Here is an 18918-nt window from a genome sequence, read left to right on the forward strand (position 1 = left end):
CTCAACTTAGGCTGGGGGCCGTGTCGTCGCACTCGCTTTCCTCCTAAAACAGGTGAGCGTTGTTCCTGGAGCGTTGCGGAGAAGAAGCATCTTATAAAATTCCTTCTTCACTCGATATTGATAGAGCTATCCTCGTGTTCCAACGTATCCTTAGCCGTTGTGAGAGCTTACTTGTCACGATTTAGGTTCTCTTCATCAGAACTAAGATTGTAGCCCCAACAGTTCAGTTCACCTCCATTGGATCTGGTACTTCACGACATACGCACCTAGTGCTCGCGCAATCTGTTCGTGCAAATGCGCTCGCTGCTCCTCTGGGACGCCCGAAAGGATCAGCGTTGCAAGCATCCCATACTGGTGGTTCGGTTCAATCTGGATCTCTAGAGAAAGATGAGCAGGCAGAACGGCGGAGAGGTCTTCAGCATAGACCCTGCGCACGGCATCACAACGAAGCGGAGGCTTGAAGATTTTGCCGACCGCGGTCACTGGCATCTGATCGAGGATCACAATGCTTTTGGGGATCGCAGCTCGTTCTTTCACCGTCTGGTACGCGTGGTCAAGCAACGCCTGTTCTGTGGCGGTCGCCCCTGCTTTGAGTACCACATAGGCCACGGGTAGCTCGCCGGCGTAGGCATCGGGCTTGCCAACGGCGGCAGCCAGCGCGACTGCGGGATGCGAATATAAGGCTTCCTCGATCACGGCTGGGTCAAGGTTATGCCCACCACGAATAATCAGATCCTTGGCACGCCCACTGAGCCAGAAATAGCCATCCTCGTCCTGCCGACCCAGATCCCCGGTATTCAACCAGCCATCGGCAACCCACAGCCCAGTGTTCTGCTCTTCCTGGACATAGCCAGCAAAGACATTGGGACCTTTCACGACGAGCGCGCCGGTTTCATTGGGCAAGCAATCGCGCAGATAGCGACCATGCTGGTCGAGGACCACGGTTTTCATGGCCTGATACGGATAGCGCAACCCAATGGACCCCACGCGCCGCTCTCCATAGCGCGGATTGGTACTGCTCGCACAGGTTGCTTCTGTCAAACCGTATCCCTCCAGAATGCGCACGCCAGTATGCTGTTCGAAGGTGGTGTACACATCAATGGGCATGGGGGCGGCCCCACACACCGCGGTTTTGAGCGAATGAATATCGGCATCGATGGGCACGCGCAAGAGGTTGGTATAAAGCGTTGGGACTCCGCTGAACGAGGTCGCTTGATACTGTTCGACAATCTTCCAGAAGTGTTTGATCACCCCAGGGTCACGATATCCCGCTGGACCGAGCAAGACAATCGAGGCACCGATACTCAGAGGCGCCAGTCCTGTGACATGGACAGCGTTTACATGAAAGAGCGGAAGCCCACAGAGCATGACATCCTCTGGACGACTATCCGCCACCTGTGTTATGGCCCAGGCATCGAAGACCTCGTTGGCATGGGTGTGCCGTGCCAATTTGGGCGATCCAGTCGTGCCACCCGTATGAAAATAGGCTGCCAGTTCGTCTGGAGCGATAATTCGTCCTGAAAGGAGTCGGTCAGCAGGATACTGCTCCAGTTGCGTCTCAAAAGGCACCCACTCCTTCTCTGGGCTCGGTTCACCGAGCACCTGGATCACGGTGGTGAGGCTAGGCACCTGCGGGCGAATCGTCACCACTTTTTCCCAGATATCGGAGTTGGGCAGCGGTCCTAACGCAATCAACACTTTCGTGCGTGCCGCTCGCAGAATAGTGGCGATCTGGCTGGCTTCCAGCAGTGGATTGACCGGATTCACAATCCCAGCCGCTTCCGCTCCCCACAACGCGAAATGCGTCTGCGGCAGATTGGGCAAGAGCAATGAGACCACATCGGTTAGTCCAACCCCAAGGTCAGCGAGCATGTTCGCGACCTGGTGAATCCGCCCCAAAAGCTGGCGGTAGGTCACTTGGAGAGATGCTTGATAGTGTTCTCCATCTGGAAAGAAGACCAGGGCAGAATGGTCTGGAAAGGTCAGCGCGCTCCGCCGAATCATGGCATATGTGCTCTTCGGGAGCTGTCGTTGCGCGAGTGGTACACGTTCTATCTCTTCAATATCGGAGAGGATGCGGATTTGCCCCATTGCTCTTGCTCATCCTTTCTGTTGCCAATGCTTTGTCGCCACCACAGGAGCCATCCTGTGGAGTCTTGCGAGAAGCCGCGTCATTGCAGTTTATCCTGATCCTTCATAGCTGCCTCTGGCATCATCACCAGAAGGGCGCACCTGCTCTTATAATTCCAGAGATGTTCGGGTGAGATCCTTCTTTTTCTCACCATCTGCAAGCCTTCTTGACCGGGGGCTTCCGCTGGGTGCGATGAGCCTGTTTGGGCGAGCGTCAGCGCGGTGCGCACGGCAACTGGTTCGTACTCGGGGGCCATATGAGCCAGGACGGTTAAGGCTGTTCTCGCCAGGTGACGCGCTAACTGCTGAATGGCTTCCGCTCGATTGCGCTCCCGGCAGGCTTGCAGAATCTGCCCGTGTTCCACCATACTCACCGATTGGGCATGGATCTCCCGATCTGCCAACATCAAGCGATAGCGCTGGCTCTGATCAGCATAATTGCTCATGGTAGCACAAAGCTGTTCCCCTGCTTGCGCGACCAGGAGTTGATGAAAAAGACGATGCGGCACCTCCCAGCTCTCCATCGTGGTAGCGGAGCGCATTGTTGCCAGAGCCGCATCGAGCTCAGCGAAATCCTCCTCTTGCAAATGGGGAAACGTCAGGGCAAGGCCCAGCGTTTCCAACTGGATTCGCCCGGCATAGAGCCTATCCAGGGCCATCGGGTCCAACGGCGCAACCCGCGCGCGCTGATATCTGCCTGTCTCCACCAATCCCTCGCGCTGGAGCATACGGAGAACCTCGCGCAAGGGGGTGCGGCTGACGCCGAGGGTATGTGCAAGCTCCCGTTCAGAAAGCCTCGCGCCCGGAGGATAGACGCCATCCAGAATCAGCTTGCGCAGGCGGTTATGGAGCATCGTGATTCCGCCTGTTTTCTCGTCTTCCTCCGGCATTCCTGGTGTCTCGATCTCTGTCATAGACTAACCTTTCAAACGTTCCTGTTCCACATCACAAGCCTTAGAGCGGTTGGGAACGGGTCTCAGCCACCATTTGATTACGGATCATCCCAATCGGCTCGATCTCAACCTCTACAATATCACCTGCCCGCAAGAACAGGGGGCGCTGGCGCCTGGCACCAATCCCGGATGGCGTCCCGGTCATAATCAAATCGCCAGGTTCTAGGGTCATAAATGAACTGAGAAAGGCAATGGCAGCGGCGACAGAGAAAATCATCTGTGAGGTACTTTCTCGCTGGACGATCTCGCCATTCACTAGTGTGGTGAGGGTTAATGCCTGTGGATCGGGGATATCTGCGGCAAGCACGATGCCTGGCCCCATCGGGGCAAAGGTATCAATGGCTTTGCCTGCCGTCCACTGGCTGGTCTGCATCTGGAGATCACGCGCGCTCACATCATTGCCAATCATGTAGCCTGCCACATAGGCCAGCGCCTCTTGCTCAGGCACGTGTTTACAGCGTTTGCCGATTACCGCGACCAATTCGCCCTCGTAGTCAATGAAGGGACTGACAGCAGGCAAGCTGACCGGGCTGGTGGGGCCAACCAGGCTGTTGCGAAATTTGGCAAAAAAGGTGGGGACTGGCGGGATATCAGCCTGGGCTTCGGCGGCATGCTCCGGGTAGTTGAGACCCAGGCACAGAATCTTTTCCGGATCAGGGATCGGTGGCCCAAGCTCTACCTCATTCAGAGAGAGCACCTGCTCTCCTGCATCGAGCTGATGTGTGGCCCAGGCCAGGATCTGTTCTTGCTCATCCGGGCTTGCTGCGAGGAAGGACCGCACTGACGAATAGGTTTCGCCCGCCAGGCTGCGCGGAGGAACGCCTGCGTACTCAGAGAGATCGATCAGTGCATGATGAGAGGCAACACCCCCACGCCAGGTAGGTGCAGTACGGTCGGTGCGATAGCTCACAAGACGGAGCATAGGAACTCTCCTTCTTACCGCCGGAAACGATCAGGCGGAACATACAAGACGCTGAAACACTTCCCTCTCGCTCAGGGCGAGAGGAGGCATTTTTCTCCCATATGGTATACCATTATTGCGGAGATTGTCAAGGGAGTCCGGAGCAGACACAAGAAAAGAGGCGGGTAATCCGAAAATTACTCCTCATCCCTTGACAAATAACCCTCATCAGTCTATATTTTGGTATACCAAATAAAGCTGTGCCTATCGTTCGTGGTATACATTGAGTGAAAGAAGCCTCTGTGTCTTCTCAAAGCAGAGGATGGCGCTGGGCTGAAAAAGGAGCTCTTTCATGACAGCATATTTGGCAGCGAACGAAGACGCGGCGAAATGGACCTGAGAAGATGATTGTCTCTTGTATGTTTCGTGCTGTATGAAAACAGCACTTCCTCAAGGAGGAGAGTATAATCATGAGTGAGAGTATTTGCGATGTGGCAATCATTGGGTATGGGCCAATAGGCCAGATGCTTTCGTTGCTCCTTGGTGAGAAAGGATATCGCGTCGCGGTCTTTGAGCGCTGGCCAAATCTTTATCCCTTGCCGCGTGCCATCGTCTATGACCATGAAATTGCCCGCATTTTCCAGATGGTAGGAATTGCACAGGATCTCACGCCTATTGTTGAACCGGGTGGAGTCTACGAATGGCGGAACGCCAGAGGGGGGACATTGCTGCGCTTTGATTTGTCAGAGCAAAGCGTCTCAGGTTGGCCGCCGAGCACGATGTTTTCGCAGCCACAACTCGAAGCCATCCTTGATGCCAGGGTGAAATCGCTTCCAACCGTGACCGTCTATCAGGGGTGGGCGGTCGAACAGGTTGAACAAACCCAGAACGCCGTTCACTTGCAGGTCAGGAAGCATACTGTCAGCTCTTCAGGTGAACTGGTGCCTGGTCAAGAGTACCTGACCATTCGAGGTCACTACGTCATCGGTGCCGACGGCGCGAATAGCTTCCTGCGTCAGCACATGCGTACCTCGCTCACTGATCTCGGCTTCCTGTTTGACTGGCTTGTGGTCGATATCATTCCTCATGAGACGCGTGAATGGAATCCACTGAATATGCAGGTCTGCGACCCGGCGCGTCCGACGACCGTTGTTTCGGGAGGGAAGGGGCGTCGCCGCTGGGAGTTTATGCGACTGCCAGGAGAACGCGTGGAAGACCTCAATTGCTCGGAGACGGTCTGGCGGTTGCTAGCTCCCTGGGATATCACTCCTGAAAATGCCACGCTCGAACGCTATGCTATCTACACCTTTAAGGCACGTTGGGCTGACTGCTGGCGTGATGGGCGTTTTCTTCTCGCGGGTGACGCTGCTCATCTCATGCCTCCGTTCGCCGGTCAGGGGATGTGTGCAGGGATGAGAGATGCCGTGAATCTCGCCTGGAAGCTCGACCTGGTGCTCTCAAGGCAAGCAGAGGAGAACTTGCTCGATACCTATACGAGTGAACGGCTCCCCCATGTGCAAGGCTCTATTCATACCTCGCTCGAATTAGGGAAGATCATCTGCATCAGCGATCCTGAGGAGGCGAACAAGCGTGACGAGCACATGCTTGCCATGCGGCGGCAATCAGCCCAGGAAGGGTCGCTCCTACCTTCGTTTCTCCCCGGCCCGGGTCTCTTCCTTGACAGCGATCCTCTGGTAGGTCAGATGTTTTTGCAGCGAGAGGTCGCGCACAACGGCAAACAGGGATTGTTCGACGATATTATCGGCAGAGGCTTTTGTCTTATCAGCATAGTCGGCAATCCAGCCGCGCACCTTTCTCCAGCTGACGAGGCATTTTTCACGTCGATCGGCGGACGCATGGTTTCTATGAAGAGCAGCGCAGACGAGCACGCAGACCATGTCATCGACATTTCTGGGGCGTACGTCGATTGGTTCGCGGCCAATAACTGTGCGGTCGTTCTGACACGACCGGATTTTGCGATTTATGGGACTGCGCCTGATCTGGCTGGCGCGGTCCAGCTAGTCAGGAGCCTGCGCGAGCAGTTGCACCCATCAGCATCGACAGATGAAAGGAGCCACACTATGGCAGAACAGCGTCAAACGAGTCCGGAGCAAGAGGGGTCTCTTAATGAAGTTATTGTTCCCGCGCGCTTGCATCATGTCAACCTGAAAGCGTACAGGTTTGAGGAGATGCGCGAGTTCTATACGGCGCTTATCGGAATTCACCCCAATGCCGAGGTCGGCACGTTTGGCTGGTATACCTACGATACCGCCAACCACCGCCTGGCGCTCATGCACGTTCCCACGATCACCGAGCGCGTACCAGCAAGCGCGGGTATGCATCACATGGCCTTTGAGTATGACTCACTCGATGACCTGATGCGTACATACCTCCGGCTCAAGAAGATCGGCATTCTTCCGGCAGGGGTGTTGGATCATGGAATGACCACCTCCTTCTACTATCGTGATCCTGATGGCAATTATATTGAGTTGCAGGTAGATAATTTTGGGTTAGACCCGGCAATGAGTACCACCTTTATGCACACGCCCGCCTTTCTCGACAACCCCATTGGCGTACCCATCAATCCGGAAAGCTATATGGCTGCCTGGCAAGAAGGTGCTTCCCTAGAGGAAATGCACGAGCGTTCCTACGCGGGAGAGTTCACCGAAGGTGCGTCGACGTTCGCTATCGATTAATATCCCATAAACAATGGGGAGGGAATTGGCATCATGCTCTCTCTCCCCTTCTTTCTTTTAGGCCCAACGAGAATATTTCTGCGAGGAGAAATATGAGTATCGAATTGACAACAACAGAAGAACTACGGCAATCGGACAACACTGGACTCCAGACCTACCTGAACGTTGTCCTGAAGCGGCGTTCTATCCGCAAACTGACATCAGGCCCCATCACTGATGAGATGATCCGTCATATCCTTGAGGCTGGCCGCTGGTCGCCTTCTTCTGGCAACACACAACCGGCGCGCATCGTTGTCATCAAAGAGCGGCAGAACGAGTTCTGGGATTTTGTTGCCAACACATTGCAGCAAAAACTCCAGGGGGATCAGTTGGAACGCGCCCTCAATCGCATTCCTGGGTACCGTTCAGGCATCTTCACCCTCCTTTTTTACGAAGATACCACCATTTCCAACAACCCACCGTTGCCTGGAGGAGCGGAAATCTGGAAGAATTTTGCTGCGCAAGCTATGGGGATCGTGCAGTCCAATGTATGGAATGCTATCGCTGCCGCCGGATTAGCCGCCTCAAATCAGCATATAAATCTGCAAATAGAGGACGAATTGCGTGAATTCCTGGGTGTCCCTGCCACCTGGAAAAGCTATTCCATTTTCCCCGTTGGCTATGCTAACGAGACACCAGTTGAAAGAAGCCGTCACCCTCACGAAAGCACCATCTTCTACGAGCACGGTCCTCTAGAAGAATCCGTAGAAGTTTTAAGCCAGGAGTAGGCCAGATGCATGAAAGAAGCCATAGAAATCCTTTGTAAAGAAGGGTGAGAAAGCTTGTAGACCGAAGAAAAAAGATAGCTGCAGAGCACTTCAGAGCACCACTCTGAAGTGCTCTGCAAGCACATCCCCTCGTGTGGGAGCGGTACGCTGTAGTTGGCTGGCCAACTACAGCGTACCGCTCCCACACGAGGGGATCATAGTTCTGCGCCTTACCTTATCTACCAGCCTGCTTTGTAAACTGAGGCAACCACTCAAATACACAACATTCTAAACCCTTTGCGCGGCGAAGCCACACGAGCATCTGGAGCGAGTGCACGAAAACCATGCGAATTAGACACGCTCTGAGGATAGAAAAGAAAGGCAGAGGATCGGTGCAACTACGTCAACTGGAGTATGTCGCGGCCATCGTGCAATGGAAAACCATGCGCAGGGCCGCGCAGGAACTGTATATCAGCGAAGCGACCATGAGCGAACAGATTCGGGCATTGGAGGCGGAATTTGGCTTTCCTCTGTTTGAACGGGAGAAGCGCTCGCTGCGTTTGACGCCCGCAGCCGAGCAATTATTGCCAGGCCTGTACACTCTTTTACAGGCCAAACAGGCGCTCGAACAACGCGTTGCCGAGATCAAAAATCCTGCTGCTGGGCAGATTCGCCTGGGGATCACGCCAATTCCCATGGCCCTGTTTCTGCCCACCATTCTCCAGGAATTTCGCAAACGCTATCCAAAGGTGCAGGTCGATATTTATGAGGGGGACCCTATGCGATCGCAGAACAACTGGAGAACCACCGCCTGGACATCGCAATTTTAACTATTTCTGATCTCGTCCCGTTCAATTTCAAAAAGCTGATTCTGCAGCCCCTGATGACAGCAGAATTTGTTGCTCTGACCTCCCGGCATCATCATTTAGCGCATAAAGAGAGAATCTCCAAAGCACAGTTTTGCCAGGAGGAGATGGTCATGTATTCTGAGAAGATTGTGCACCAGACGCCACTCCAGGCGATGCTTGGCCCCCACTTTGAGCGGAATATTGTCTATTCCACGAATCACCCTCAATCAGCTATCTCGCTGGTTCAGGCCGGAATGGGTATCGTTTTCTTGCCCAGATATCTGGTAGAAGCGCAACAAATGGCCGCGCACCTGCGTGACCTGAGGATCCTCGACCTTGCCCCGGAGCTCGCGCGTCCCATCCAACAGTTTCACCACGTCTGCGCCTATCCGCAGCAACAGTACCAATCCAAGCAGGTAAAAGTGCTGGCCGACATTATCCGCGAGTGTTTCCACGCTTTTTCCTGAATCTTCCAAAATAATCTCTCTCAATTCAAATGGCTGTGATTGGTCGAGCTTCGCTCAGCCAATCACAGCCATTTCTTTGAAAAAGCCTACTTAGCACCCATCCGAGCTCGAATAGCTCTTAAACGTGTCTAGATAGCTGTAGTTGCCCTGATAGCCAATTGAAGGCGACTGGCGCGCGAACCAGGAGAAGAAGGCTTCATCCTGCAGTGTGTAGCCATTTTCCTTGAAGATCGTGCCGACCAGCGGATCACCGTCCTCAAGGACAGGAGAGCAGCCATACTGCGGCTCGTTCGGCACACTCCAGGTCGGAACGGTATTGTTGGTGTAGGGATCGGACATCCACTCAGAGAGCTCGTGGCTCAGCGCTGCCACGTCCGAGAACCCGCTGAAGAGATAAGGATCGAAGTACGAGGACCAGGCGTAGGTGGTATCGCCGGAGACGCCCTGGCCGGTCGTGCTGTGATATCCGCCAACGCCGCCCTGGATGAGCACATCATAGCTGAGAAAGATCGTCAACTCATTCGGGCTCGCCTGCTCGGTCTGCAACAGTTGCTGCATCATCCCATCCCACCAGTTGATGTCGCCGATGTTGCCATAGTAGCTATTGCTGAAGATCAGCAGCCCGCCATGACTGGCATCAACATTGATCGTGACCTCCTTCTCAACCTTGGGCTTTCCCAGCAGAACGTGATAGTCGGGGCTGCTCTGCTGGATGGTATTCCAGAACGAGCCGCGCTGGATCGCGTCGGTATACTGGGTATCGCCGGTAGCAAAGGAGGTATTGCTGAACAGCGGCGAGTTGATAACCGCATGCACATTGTTCGATCCATCGAACACGTTCGAGCCAATGACTACCTTCAGGGGAACAATCTTGACCGGGATAGTGGTTGTGGCCGAGCCAAGCTTGGGATCGGTGCCAACCATCGTGTAGGGGTAAGTTGTCCCATTATAGTCAAACGAGGATGTCCAGGTTGCCAGGTCCGACGGCGCCTTCTTGCCCTGTTGCTGGGGCTGGCTCTTGTGCTGAAAGTGGTAATTTTTAGGGACAAAGGGCGAACTCTTTGGCGAACTCTTTAAGCTTGGCGTGGCATCGGCTATTATTGGATTTGTGTTGTCAGTCGCGGAAGCAGGGTTGCCCGCCGCAAGCGTCCGGTGGTTGGCCGCGAAGAACATAGTGAGCGCGAGTACTGTCACCAGGAGCAGGCTAAACGTGGCCAGACTGATAAATAGTTTCCGAAATTTCAAAGCTTTTTCCTTCTTTGTGGATTTCAGAGCATGTAGAGCAAAACATTAGTAAGAATGCAGAAGTAGGTACATAACGCACATTATGGGCAGGTGTGCATGATCAGGGAATCTAATTCCTCATAACCGATAAAGGTGTCACCTGCTGTCCAGACCTGCTCGCTGCCTGACGCATGGGTGACGCCCTGCAGAATATTCCCATCAGTGCTAAGATTTGGACTCGTGACTATGTTCCAGCTTTTGCCATCCCAGTGCATTGTCAACGTATTAAGCGGAGCGGTGGGATCGGTGCTGTTCATCTGCGCGCCAACCGCCCAGACATTGTTGGAGGCGAGCGTGGTCACGCCCAGGAGTTGCGCGGAGGTTTGTGGGATTACAGGGTTCTGCGCGATGCTCCAGCTGGTGCCATCCCAGTGCATCATCAGCGTGGAATAGTTGCCGGAGAGGTCGTCAAAGCCGAAGCCGACCGCCCACATGTTCTTGCTGCTAGAGGCAGAGACAGCGAGCAGCTTGGTGTTAATTCCTTGCAGGGTTGGGCTATTCACGACGCTCCAGTTGGTGCCATCCCAATGCTCGATCAGAGGAGCGTCGATGAATGCATTGACGCCGTAACTGCCGACGGCCCAGACATCGTTCGCGGAGATGGCGGTCACACCATTCAGCGAACTGCTGCTGGTGTCGGGGTTGGGGATGATGCTCCAACTGGTGCCGTCCCAATGCTCGATCAGCGGCTTACTGGGACTTCTGAACCCTGCCTGGGCGTAGCCAACGGCCCAGGCGTCGTTGCTTGAAACAGCCGTGACCGCCTTCAGGAAGCTGTGGCCGGTGCTAGAGACATTGGGGCTGGGGACGACGCTCCATACCTGTCCATTCCAGTGCTCGGTCAGCGTTTGGGCATAATAGTCGGCCGACTGAGCGCCAACTGCCCAGACATCATTGCTCGCAGACCCCGCAACACCGTAGAGTGACTGGAGCAGGGTCGGATTAGGCGTGGAAACTATGCTCCAGCTCTTGCCGTCCCAGTGTTGAGCCATCGTGGAGTACCCCACCGTCCCCGACGTATTGGACTGCCCAACCATCCAGATGTCGTTCGGGGACAGCGCCGCGATACCCCGATCCGCCGTGATGTTCTGCGGATTGGAGCTGGAGGTAACGGTCCAGCTGTCACAACCGGTAGTGGGCATGGCAGTGGCAAATGAGGAAGTGGAACAGAATACGGTCAAACAAAGAGCCGTAACCAGGCCAATCAAAAAAGTACGAAAAGGTTTTTGCATACCTGACCTCCAAATAAGATTGTTTTGGGGATTTGCTTCCCCCCCTTCTCCCATCCATCTGGTCAGCCTGGTGAACAGGGAAAAAATGAGAGTGAATTTTGTTCTCCGCATTCATGCCAGGCGCAACCATTATAAGGGATATTTTTGCCCGGTTTGATCGGTTTTTCCGTTCACGTAATCGGTTTTTCCTGTCACGTTTCTTGGTCCTTGACTTTGCTTCCTTGGAGGACTATACTTTATTTATATCGAGCGCTTGATATAAAATAACTTAAGGAAAAAAACGATGCCGAAACTGGTCGATCATGTAAGTTATCGCAAGCAATTGTTGAGGCAATGTTTTGATCTGTTTGCCCAACGGGGCTATAGCTCACTGACCACGCGTCAGATTGTCGAAGCACTCAACGTTTCGAGTGGAACGCTCTACCATTACTTTCCCTCCAAAGAAGCCTTGTTCCAACAGCTGGTTGAAGAGATTACACAACAAACGGTCGTTGATGCCATGGCTCGGGCACAAGAGCATGCCACTTTTGAGGAACGCTTGCTGGACTTCTTTCGCTTTCTGGCTGAGCATGAGAAGCATTTCCAGAAATACCATCTGATCATACTGGATTATTATCAACATCGCGAGCTCTATGGCAGCGATGCGCAAGCGATCCTCCAGGCGGCTATAGACCGCTATGACCAGGCTATCCAGCAGTATGTTGGGGTATCTAATTTCAATCTCTGTTCACAGCTTCGATATTATATCAATGGTTTGTTGAGCGTGAGAATGATGCTTGGCACTACTATTCCCTTCGTTGAGCAAGCGCGTCCTTTTATCGACATGTTCACCCAGGCTGTGCAAAACGCGCCAGGTGAAACAACAGAAAGGTAGGAACCATTTCGATGGCAATGACCCCTCCACGCACTTATACCACGCTGACCAGTCGAGGTCTGCGTCATGACATCTGGCCCATGCGGCTGTACCACAAGGCCAAAAAGCTGGGCACCTGGAATCCTCGCGACATTGATCTGACTCAGGATCGAGAGGACTGGTTACGTCTTCCTGAGGAAAGGAAAGAGCGTCTGCGCGGTCTGATTCTGGGCTTTCAAGTGGGAGAAGAAGCTGTGACGCTCGACCTGCTTCCACTGGTCCTGACCATGGCCCGCGAAGGTCGCCTGGAAGAGGAGATGTTTCTGACCACGTTCTTGTGGGAAGAGGCGAAACACACCGAGTTTTTCCGGCGTATGCTGGATGAGGTGTTAGAGGAGCACGAGGATTTGAACCAGGTTCGTGGCGTAACAAATGAGCGGGATGTGTTCTCTGAGGAGTTGCCTTCCGTCATGAATCGCTTGCTCACCGATCCTTCCCCCGAGAATCAGGTCAGAGCATCGGTCCTTTATAACATGATTGTTGAGGGGGTTTTGGCAGAGACTGGGTATTATACTTACTCGCGAGAGCTCAGCGCAAGCAAGATGATGCCAGGATTACTACAAGGCATTCAATTGATTAAACGCGACGAGTCCCGGCATATTGCCTATGGCGTCTTTCTGATTTCCCGCCTGGTTGCCCATGACAAGTCCCTCTGGCCTCTGGTGGAAGAGAGGATGCACAGCTACTTTGACGCGATTACCCGTGCTCAGGACCACAATGAGGCTCCTGAAGATATCCGCGCGTATGCTAAACAGCAGTTTGAGAAACGGTTGGCGCGCATCGCGCGTGCCCGCGAGCAGAGCGTGGAGCAGATCTATCAGCAGAGCAGCGATGAGGTGACCGAAACAGCGACATTTTGAATGTAAAACTCGTTCTTTCGACTGTTCCGTTTTTGTATTGCTGTGATCGAGCTAAATCAACATACATGGAGGGAAGAATGGTAGATTCCTTGCTTCATCATTGGTTAGCACTGTGCAAGAAGCCTTCTTCCCTGCTCAGGCCTCTCCCCATCCCTGGTGGCGAAGCTGCGTCCCTGCTCTCATCTCAAGAATTCTGTTGAAATGATGGGCCATCTTCGAAAAACAAGCAAGTTGTACTTTGAGATAGACGAAATCGCTCGTCCTCTTCATAGGAATTTGGGCCTATGCATATTACTGAGATCATTCCACAGATGTGGTTCTCTCCGTGAGTATCTTGGAGACAGAAGATCCTTTGTTTGCAAAAGCCAGCCGGAGACACGAAAGGAGCATTCATTTGAGGATTGTGGTTGATTTGACCCGTTGTCAGAGCTATGGGCAGTGCGTCTTTGCCGCGCCGAGTGTCTTCCGCTTTCATGGCGAAGAAGCCCTTGAATATGACTATACCCCCGATGACCAGCTACGTGAACAGGTCAGGTGGGCCGCAGCGGCCTGCCCGGTCCATGCCATCACACTCGATTACCTGGATGAGCAAGCGGAGGCCGTTTCTCCATCAGAAAATGTTAGAGGCAAGGCATGACAAGCAGCCATCCCTCCTTGTCAAATGGCTCCTCCAATGGCCGTGTGGTGATCGTTGGTGCCTCGCTGGCCGGTTTGCGCGCAGCAGAGACCCTGCGCGCAGAAGGATTTACTGGTCAGCTGACCCTGATCGGTGATGAACCTTACGAACCCTATGATCGCCCGCCCTTATCCAAAACCGTCCAGGCCGGATGGATCTCGGAAGAGCACACCACCCTGCCCCGGCGACGAGATGTCGCGGCCGAATGGTTGCTGGGAACCCCGGCGACGGGGCTGGATCTGCCCAACCGGCAAGTTCTGCTTGCCGATGGACGCCAGGTTCCCTTTGATCGCCTCTTGATCGCCACAGGCACCCGGGCGCGTCCCTGGCCGGACAAAGAGCAAGCTGCCCTCGACGGGGTGTTTATAGTTCATACCCGTGATGATGCCGCCCGGCTTCATGCTCGTCTCGCAGCGGGCCCCAAACGAGTGCTAGTGATTGGTGCTGGCTTTACCGGCTCTGAGGTGGCCTCTGTCTGTCGCGAACTCGGCCTGGAAGTCACCGTCACTGAACGCAGTGTGGCGCCACTAGCGGGCGCCCTTGGCCAGGCGGCAGGCACCTTTGCCGCCTATTTACAGCGCCAGCACGGGGTGGATCTGCGCTGCAATACCACGGTTCTGGTCCTGGAGGGGAATGCCCAGAAGAAGCTACGCCGCGCTCAGCTCTCCGATGGCAACGAACTGGACGTGGAGGTGGCCGTGGTGGCCCTTGGCTCTCTGCGCAATACCGAATGGTTACAGGGCGCCGGACTGGCCGCCGACGCCCGCGGGGTGGTGTGCGATGCTTCCTGTCGCGCCTTTGATGCCGATGGAGTGGTCACCGATGACATTTTCGTCGCAGGAGACGTGGCCCGCTGGCCCCACCCCCTCTATGACGGGCAACTCCTGGTGGTCGAGCACTGGAGCAACGCTGTCACCCAGGCTGAGACCGCGGCTCATAACATGCTGGCCAGTTCGGCGACGCGCCGCGCGCACAAACACCTGCCCTCCTTCTGGTCCAACCAGTTCGGGGTCAATATCAAGGCCATCGGTCTGCCCACCATCGCCGATACCATAGTCCTGACCCAGGGATCGATCGAGGAGCGTCGCCTGGTCGCTGCTTACGGTCATCAGGGCCACATCGTCGCGGCGGTTGCCGTCAACGCGCCCAGGTCCTTACCAGCCTATCAAGGACTGATCGAGGCCCGTGCGCCGTTTCCGCCAGAACTGCACGCCTCCAATGGGCCAACTGAGCTGCATCCCTTACCGGCAGGCTTTCCGAAGCGTGGACAGCCCACTCACGATCCGGGGGCCGTGCCCACGGGTGCCGGCCCGAATACACCGGAACAGAGGATCTCGGAAGAGGTACTCAAGCTGTTGGACCCGCGGGTGCCCCTTGGCGCGCCACCCCTCATGATGATGCACGCGAACAATATGGACATGGGGACGAGATCCGTCATGCAAGAAGGACACACAGGAGAAATGCGCTCATGACCCAGACACCTGTTGCCCCAGAGAAACTGTTTGCCCAGGTGCTCGACCCGGTCAGTCGTGCCAATCCTTATCCACTTTATGCCCGCTTACGCGAGACACCGGTCTCAGTACAAGAGGATGGGACCTATGTCGTCAGCACATACCGGGAGATCAGCCTCCTGCTCCACGATCCACGGATCAGTTCTGACGAGCGCAAGAGCGCGCATGGAGCTGGCGCCTTAGCTGCATCGGGGCCTTTGTCAACCACGCCGCCTTTCATTTTCATCGATCCTCCTGAGCATACGCGATTCCGCCGCCTGATCATGCATCAGTTTACTCCGCAACGAATCCGGGGCATGCAAGAGCACATTGAACAGACAGTCCATGCCTTGCTCGATGCCAGGAAGCAGCAGCACCAGCTCGATATTGTCCAGGATTTTGCGTATCCGCTGCCGGTTACCATCATCTGCCACTTGCTCGGGGTCCCGCCCGAGGACGAGCCGCGCTTTCGTGTCTGGTCCTCAGCTCTAGTGCGCACGCTTGATCCGACAGAAAGCTTGAGCGAGGCGGAGGTGCAGCAGGCGGTGCAAAGCCGCACTCAGATACGGGAATACATGGAGAAACTCAGCGCGGCCCGCCGCACGCACCCTCAGGATGATTTGCTTTCTGGCCTGGTGGCAGGGGACGACCCGGATGGTCGCTTGCCTGAGCCGGATCTGCTGGCCACGATGCAATTGCTGCTCATCGCCGGTCACGAAACGACCGTCAACCTGATCACGAACAGCATGCTGGCACTGCTGCGTAATCCAGAGGTGTTGGATCGCCTGCGCCGCAACCCGGATCTGGCAATCCCAATGGTGGAAGAGGTTCTGCGCTACGATCCGCCAGTGCAATTTCGCACGCGCACGACCCTGACTGATGTGCCACTCGCCGGAGTGACTATCCCGCAAGGGGCCTCGGTCGCCCTGTTGCTGGCGGCGGGCGACCGCGATCCCGCTCGCTTCGTTGAGCCCGATCGCTTCTGGCCTGAACGGGATGACAACGAGCATTTTGGCTTTGGCGGTGGGGATCACTACTGTGTCGGCGCGCCGCTTGCCCGGCTCGAAGCGGTGACGGCCTTGAAGGCGCTCGCGCGTCATCTTGATGGCCCACGATTGGTTACCGATCCGCCGCCCTATCGAAGGAATGCCGCTTTGCGTGGCCCGGAACACTTGCAGGTCGCTTTTGAGCGCTTGAACGACTGAGAAAGGAGAGCCAGCCCTCATCTGTCTTCTCACGATGAGGGTGGAGCGTCTTCTGAATGTTCCTTCGGCTGCTTGTGCTTCAGGTCTTCTCATCATGGAGTCGAAAGGGAGAAACCATCGATGATGAAACAACCAGCCTTCGCAATCGAAGCGTGGAAAATTCACGAGACAACGCTCAACCTGGATGTGCTGGCACAGACCGAGTCGGTGTTCGCCCTCTCCAACGGGCACATCGGGCTGCGTGGCAACCTGGATGAAGGAGAGCCGTGTGGCCTTCCCGGCACCTATCTCAATTCTTTGTATGAGCTCCGCCCCCTGCCGTATCCCGAAGGAGGCTATGGCTATCCTGAATCGGGGCAGACGATCATCAACGTGACCAATGGCAAAATCATCCGCCTCCTGGTCGATGATGCCCCGTTTGACATCCGGTATGGCCAGCTTCAACGCCATGAGCGGGAACTCGACCTGCGCGAGGGAGTCCTACGCCGTACGGCCTCGTGGATCTCGCCGACCGGCCGCTCGATCAAGGTTTCGTCGAACCGCCTGGTTTCCTTTACCCAGCGGGCCATCGCGGCGATTAGCTATGAGGTAGAGCCGCTTGACACTCCTGTGCGCGTCGTGGTGCAATCGGAACTCGTGGCGAATGAGGCGTTGCCAGGTGTCAGCACTGATCCGCGAGCGGGCACCGTTTCCCTAGCCCCGCTTGAAAGCGAGGAACACGAAGTTCAGAACCTGCGTGGACTCTTGATTCATCACACCCAGGCCAGCCACCTGCGCATCGGCGCAGCAATGGATCATCTGGTCGTGGGGCCGGAGGGGATGACGATGGAAGCGGAAAGTACCCCGAACATCGCCCGCGTCTCCGTCAGCGTGCGCTTGCGACCAGGTGAGCGACTGCGGATCACCAAGTTTCTCGCCTATGGCTGGTCGAGCCAGCGCTCGCTATCAGCCATCCACGACCAGATCATCGCGGCGCTCACCGCTGCCCGCTCCACGGGCTGGGAGGGCCTGCTCGCGGAGCAGCGTGACTTTGTGCAGGAGTTCTGGAAGAATGCACGTCTCGAGATCGAAGGCGATGCAGAGCTTCAAGAAGCTGTGCGCTTCGCGCAGTTCCATGCGCTCCAGGCGGGCGTTCGAGGAGAGCAGCGCCCGATTCCGGCCAAGGGATTGACCGGACCCGGCTATGATGGGCACACCTTTTGGGACACCGAGATCTTTGTCCTGCCTGCTCTGACCCTGACCTTCCCTGCCGCTGCCGCCGGAGCCCTGCGCTGGCGGCACTCGACCCTCCCGCTGGCCAGGAAACGCGCTCACCAGCTCGGGTTGCGCGGAGCTGCCTTTCCCTGGCGAACCATTCATGGTGAGGAGTGTTCGGGCTACTGGCCGGCTGGTACGGCCGCGTTTCATATCAACGCGGATATCGCGTACGCGGTGGCCTTTTACATCGCATGCACCGAGGATCGCGTGTTCGAGCAGGAGGTAGGGCTGGAATTACTCGTCGAGACTGCACGCTTGTGGCGCTCACTCGGTTTCCTTGATATCCATGGGCAGTTCCGCATCAATGGTGTCACCGGGCCCGACGAGTATAGCGCCCTGGCCAACAACAATGTCTATACCAATCTGCTGGCTCAGCAGAACTTGCGCGCAGCGGCAGAGGCTTCCAGGCGTCATCCTCAGGTGGCCCTCTCCCTCGGCATAGACACGGACGAGATAGCTAGTTGGAACGAGGCCGCTGAGAAGATGCTCATCCCCTATGACCAGGACCTCCAGGTTACCCCTCAGGATGATGCCTTTACTTCGTACGAGCGGTGGAACTTCGCGGACACCACACCAGAGCAGTACCCCTTGTTCCTGTACGTTCCGTATTTTGACCTCTATCGCAAGCAGGTGGTCAAACAGGCTGATCTCGTTCTGGCCATGCACCTGCGTGGCGATGCCTTTTCGCCAGAGCAGAAGGCGCGCAACTTCGCCTACTACGAGCCGCTGACCGTCCGCGACTCCTCGCTCTCAGCAGCGACGCAGGCCGTCATTGCGGCTGAGGTGGGGCACCTTCAGCTCGCGTATGACTATTTCGCCGAGACGGCGTTTCTGGATCTGTATGATCTGGCGCAGAACACGCGCGATGGCCTGCATCTCGCGTCGCTGCTGGGAACCTGGACGACCCTGGTCGCTGGCTTCGGAGGACTGCGTCTGCGCGGCGGTTCACTCGCGTTTGGCCCCAGGCTGCCAGAGGGGATCACCCGTCTCACCTTCCACGTGGTGTTCCGCAACCGTCGCATCGGGGTGGACATCACGGCGACCGAGGTCAGGTATGCGCTTCTGGAAGGCGAGCCCCTGGCGGTCTGGCATGAGAGAGAGAATATCACCCTTTCCACCCAGGAAGCCGTCATCCAGCCCACGCCACGGATCCAGGCGGGACCACGGCCGAAGCAACCACCAGGGCGCGCCCCGCTGAAACGGGCTGCCCACTCCCTTTCCAAGGGAACACCCGAGCCGCTCCATCACAACGGGTAGGGT

Annotated in this window: 13 protein-coding genes and 1 pseudogene; 9 read left to right on the forward strand and 5 right to left on the reverse strand. The window is 55.9% G+C overall.

Translation table 11 applies throughout. From position 1 onward, the window contains the following. Positions 1 to 228: 228 nt before the first annotated feature. The 3 genes from JMJ04_RS34460 to JMJ04_RS34470 form a co-directional block, all read right to left on the reverse strand. Entirely contained in the window at positions 229 to 2091 is a 1863-nt protein-coding gene (locus tag JMJ04_RS34460) for an acyl-CoA synthetase (protein WP_201374905.1), read from the reverse strand. Between the two features lie 80 nt (positions 2092 to 2171). Then, the gene (locus JMJ04_RS34465) at positions 2172 to 3044 is read right to left on the reverse strand and encodes a GntR family transcriptional regulator (RefSeq protein WP_201374906.1); all 873 of its coding nucleotides are present in this window, start codon (positions 3042 to 3044) and stop codon (positions 2172 to 2174) included. 40 nt (positions 3045 to 3084) lie between these two features. Then, a complete protein-coding gene (locus tag JMJ04_RS34470; RefSeq protein WP_201374907.1) occupies positions 3085 to 4005 on the reverse strand; it encodes a fumarylacetoacetate hydrolase family protein in 921 nt (306 codons plus the stop codon). Between the two features lie 449 nt (positions 4006 to 4454). Here JMJ04_RS34470 and JMJ04_RS34475 point away from each other — a divergent pair, with 449 nt between their 5' ends. From JMJ04_RS34475 to JMJ04_RS47370, 3 genes and pseudogenes are all read left to right on the forward strand, one after another. Next, on the forward strand, positions 4455 to 6680 hold the full coding sequence (locus tag JMJ04_RS34475) for a bifunctional 3-(3-hydroxy-phenyl)propionate/3-hydroxycinnamic acid hydroxylase (protein ID WP_201374908.1): 2226 nt from the start codon (positions 4455 to 4457) through the stop codon (positions 6678 to 6680). Positions 6681 to 6772: 92 nt separating this feature from the next. Further along, positions 6773 to 7447, forward strand: a complete 675-nt coding sequence (locus JMJ04_RS34480; RefSeq protein WP_201374909.1) for a nitroreductase family protein — start codon at positions 6773 to 6775, stop codon at positions 7445 to 7447. Between the two features lie 323 nt (positions 7448 to 7770). After that, positions 7771 to 8741: pseudogene (locus JMJ04_RS47370) on the forward strand (LysR family transcriptional regulator). Between the two features lie 90 nt (positions 8742 to 8831). Here the strand turns inward: JMJ04_RS47370 and JMJ04_RS34495 are convergent. Beyond that, positions 8832 to 9986: a hypothetical protein gene (locus JMJ04_RS34495; protein WP_201374911.1), complete on the reverse strand. Its 1155-nt coding sequence runs from the start codon at positions 9984 to 9986 to the stop codon at positions 8832 to 8834. 80 nt (positions 9987 to 10066) lie between these two features. Further along, positions 10067 to 11257: a hypothetical protein gene (locus JMJ04_RS34500; protein WP_201374912.1), complete on the reverse strand. Its 1191-nt coding sequence runs from the start codon at positions 11255 to 11257 to the stop codon at positions 10067 to 10069. A 283-nt stretch (positions 11258 to 11540) separates the two neighbouring features. On the opposite strand from JMJ04_RS34500, the gene JMJ04_RS34505 reads away from it, so the two are divergent. The 6 genes from JMJ04_RS34505 to JMJ04_RS34530 all read left to right on the forward strand — a co-directional run bounded on the left by JMJ04_RS34505 (position 11541) and on the right by JMJ04_RS34530 (position 18915). Then, positions 11541 to 12131 (forward strand): TetR/AcrR family transcriptional regulator, encoded by a 591-nt coding sequence (locus JMJ04_RS34505; protein WP_201374913.1) that lies wholly within the window; start codon positions 11541 to 11543, stop codon positions 12129 to 12131. An 11-nt stretch (positions 12132 to 12142) separates the two neighbouring features. Then, the gene (locus JMJ04_RS34510; RefSeq protein WP_201374914.1) at positions 12143 to 13030 is read left to right on the forward strand and encodes a R2-like ligand-binding oxidase; all 888 of its coding nucleotides are present in this window, start codon (positions 12143 to 12145) and stop codon (positions 13028 to 13030) included. A gap of 403 nt (positions 13031 to 13433) precedes the next feature. Next, on the forward strand, positions 13434 to 13667 hold the full coding sequence (locus JMJ04_RS34515) for a ferredoxin (protein WP_236038975.1): 234 nt from the start codon (positions 13434 to 13436) through the stop codon (positions 13665 to 13667). Beyond that, positions 13664 to 15178, forward strand: a complete 1515-nt coding sequence (locus tag JMJ04_RS34520; RefSeq protein WP_201374916.1) for an NAD(P)/FAD-dependent oxidoreductase — start codon at positions 13664 to 13666, stop codon at positions 15176 to 15178. Before JMJ04_RS34515 ends, JMJ04_RS34520 begins: the two co-directional genes overlap by 4 nt. Further along, complete coding sequence (locus tag JMJ04_RS34525) at positions 15175 to 16401, forward strand: cytochrome P450 (protein WP_201374917.1); 1227 nt, start codon at positions 15175 to 15177, stop codon at positions 16399 to 16401. The genes JMJ04_RS34520 and JMJ04_RS34525 overlap by 4 nt, the downstream gene beginning before the upstream one ends. A gap of 120 nt (positions 16402 to 16521) precedes the next feature. Then, a complete protein-coding gene (locus JMJ04_RS34530) occupies positions 16522 to 18915 on the forward strand; it encodes a glycoside hydrolase family 65 protein (RefSeq protein WP_201374918.1) in 2394 nt (797 codons plus the stop codon). Positions 18916 to 18918 lie beyond the last annotated feature (3 nt).

Source organism: Ktedonobacter robiniae (genome assembly GCF_016587375.1).
GTDB lineage: Bacteria > Chloroflexota > Ktedonobacteria > Ktedonobacterales > Ktedonobacteraceae > Ktedonobacter > Ktedonobacter robiniae.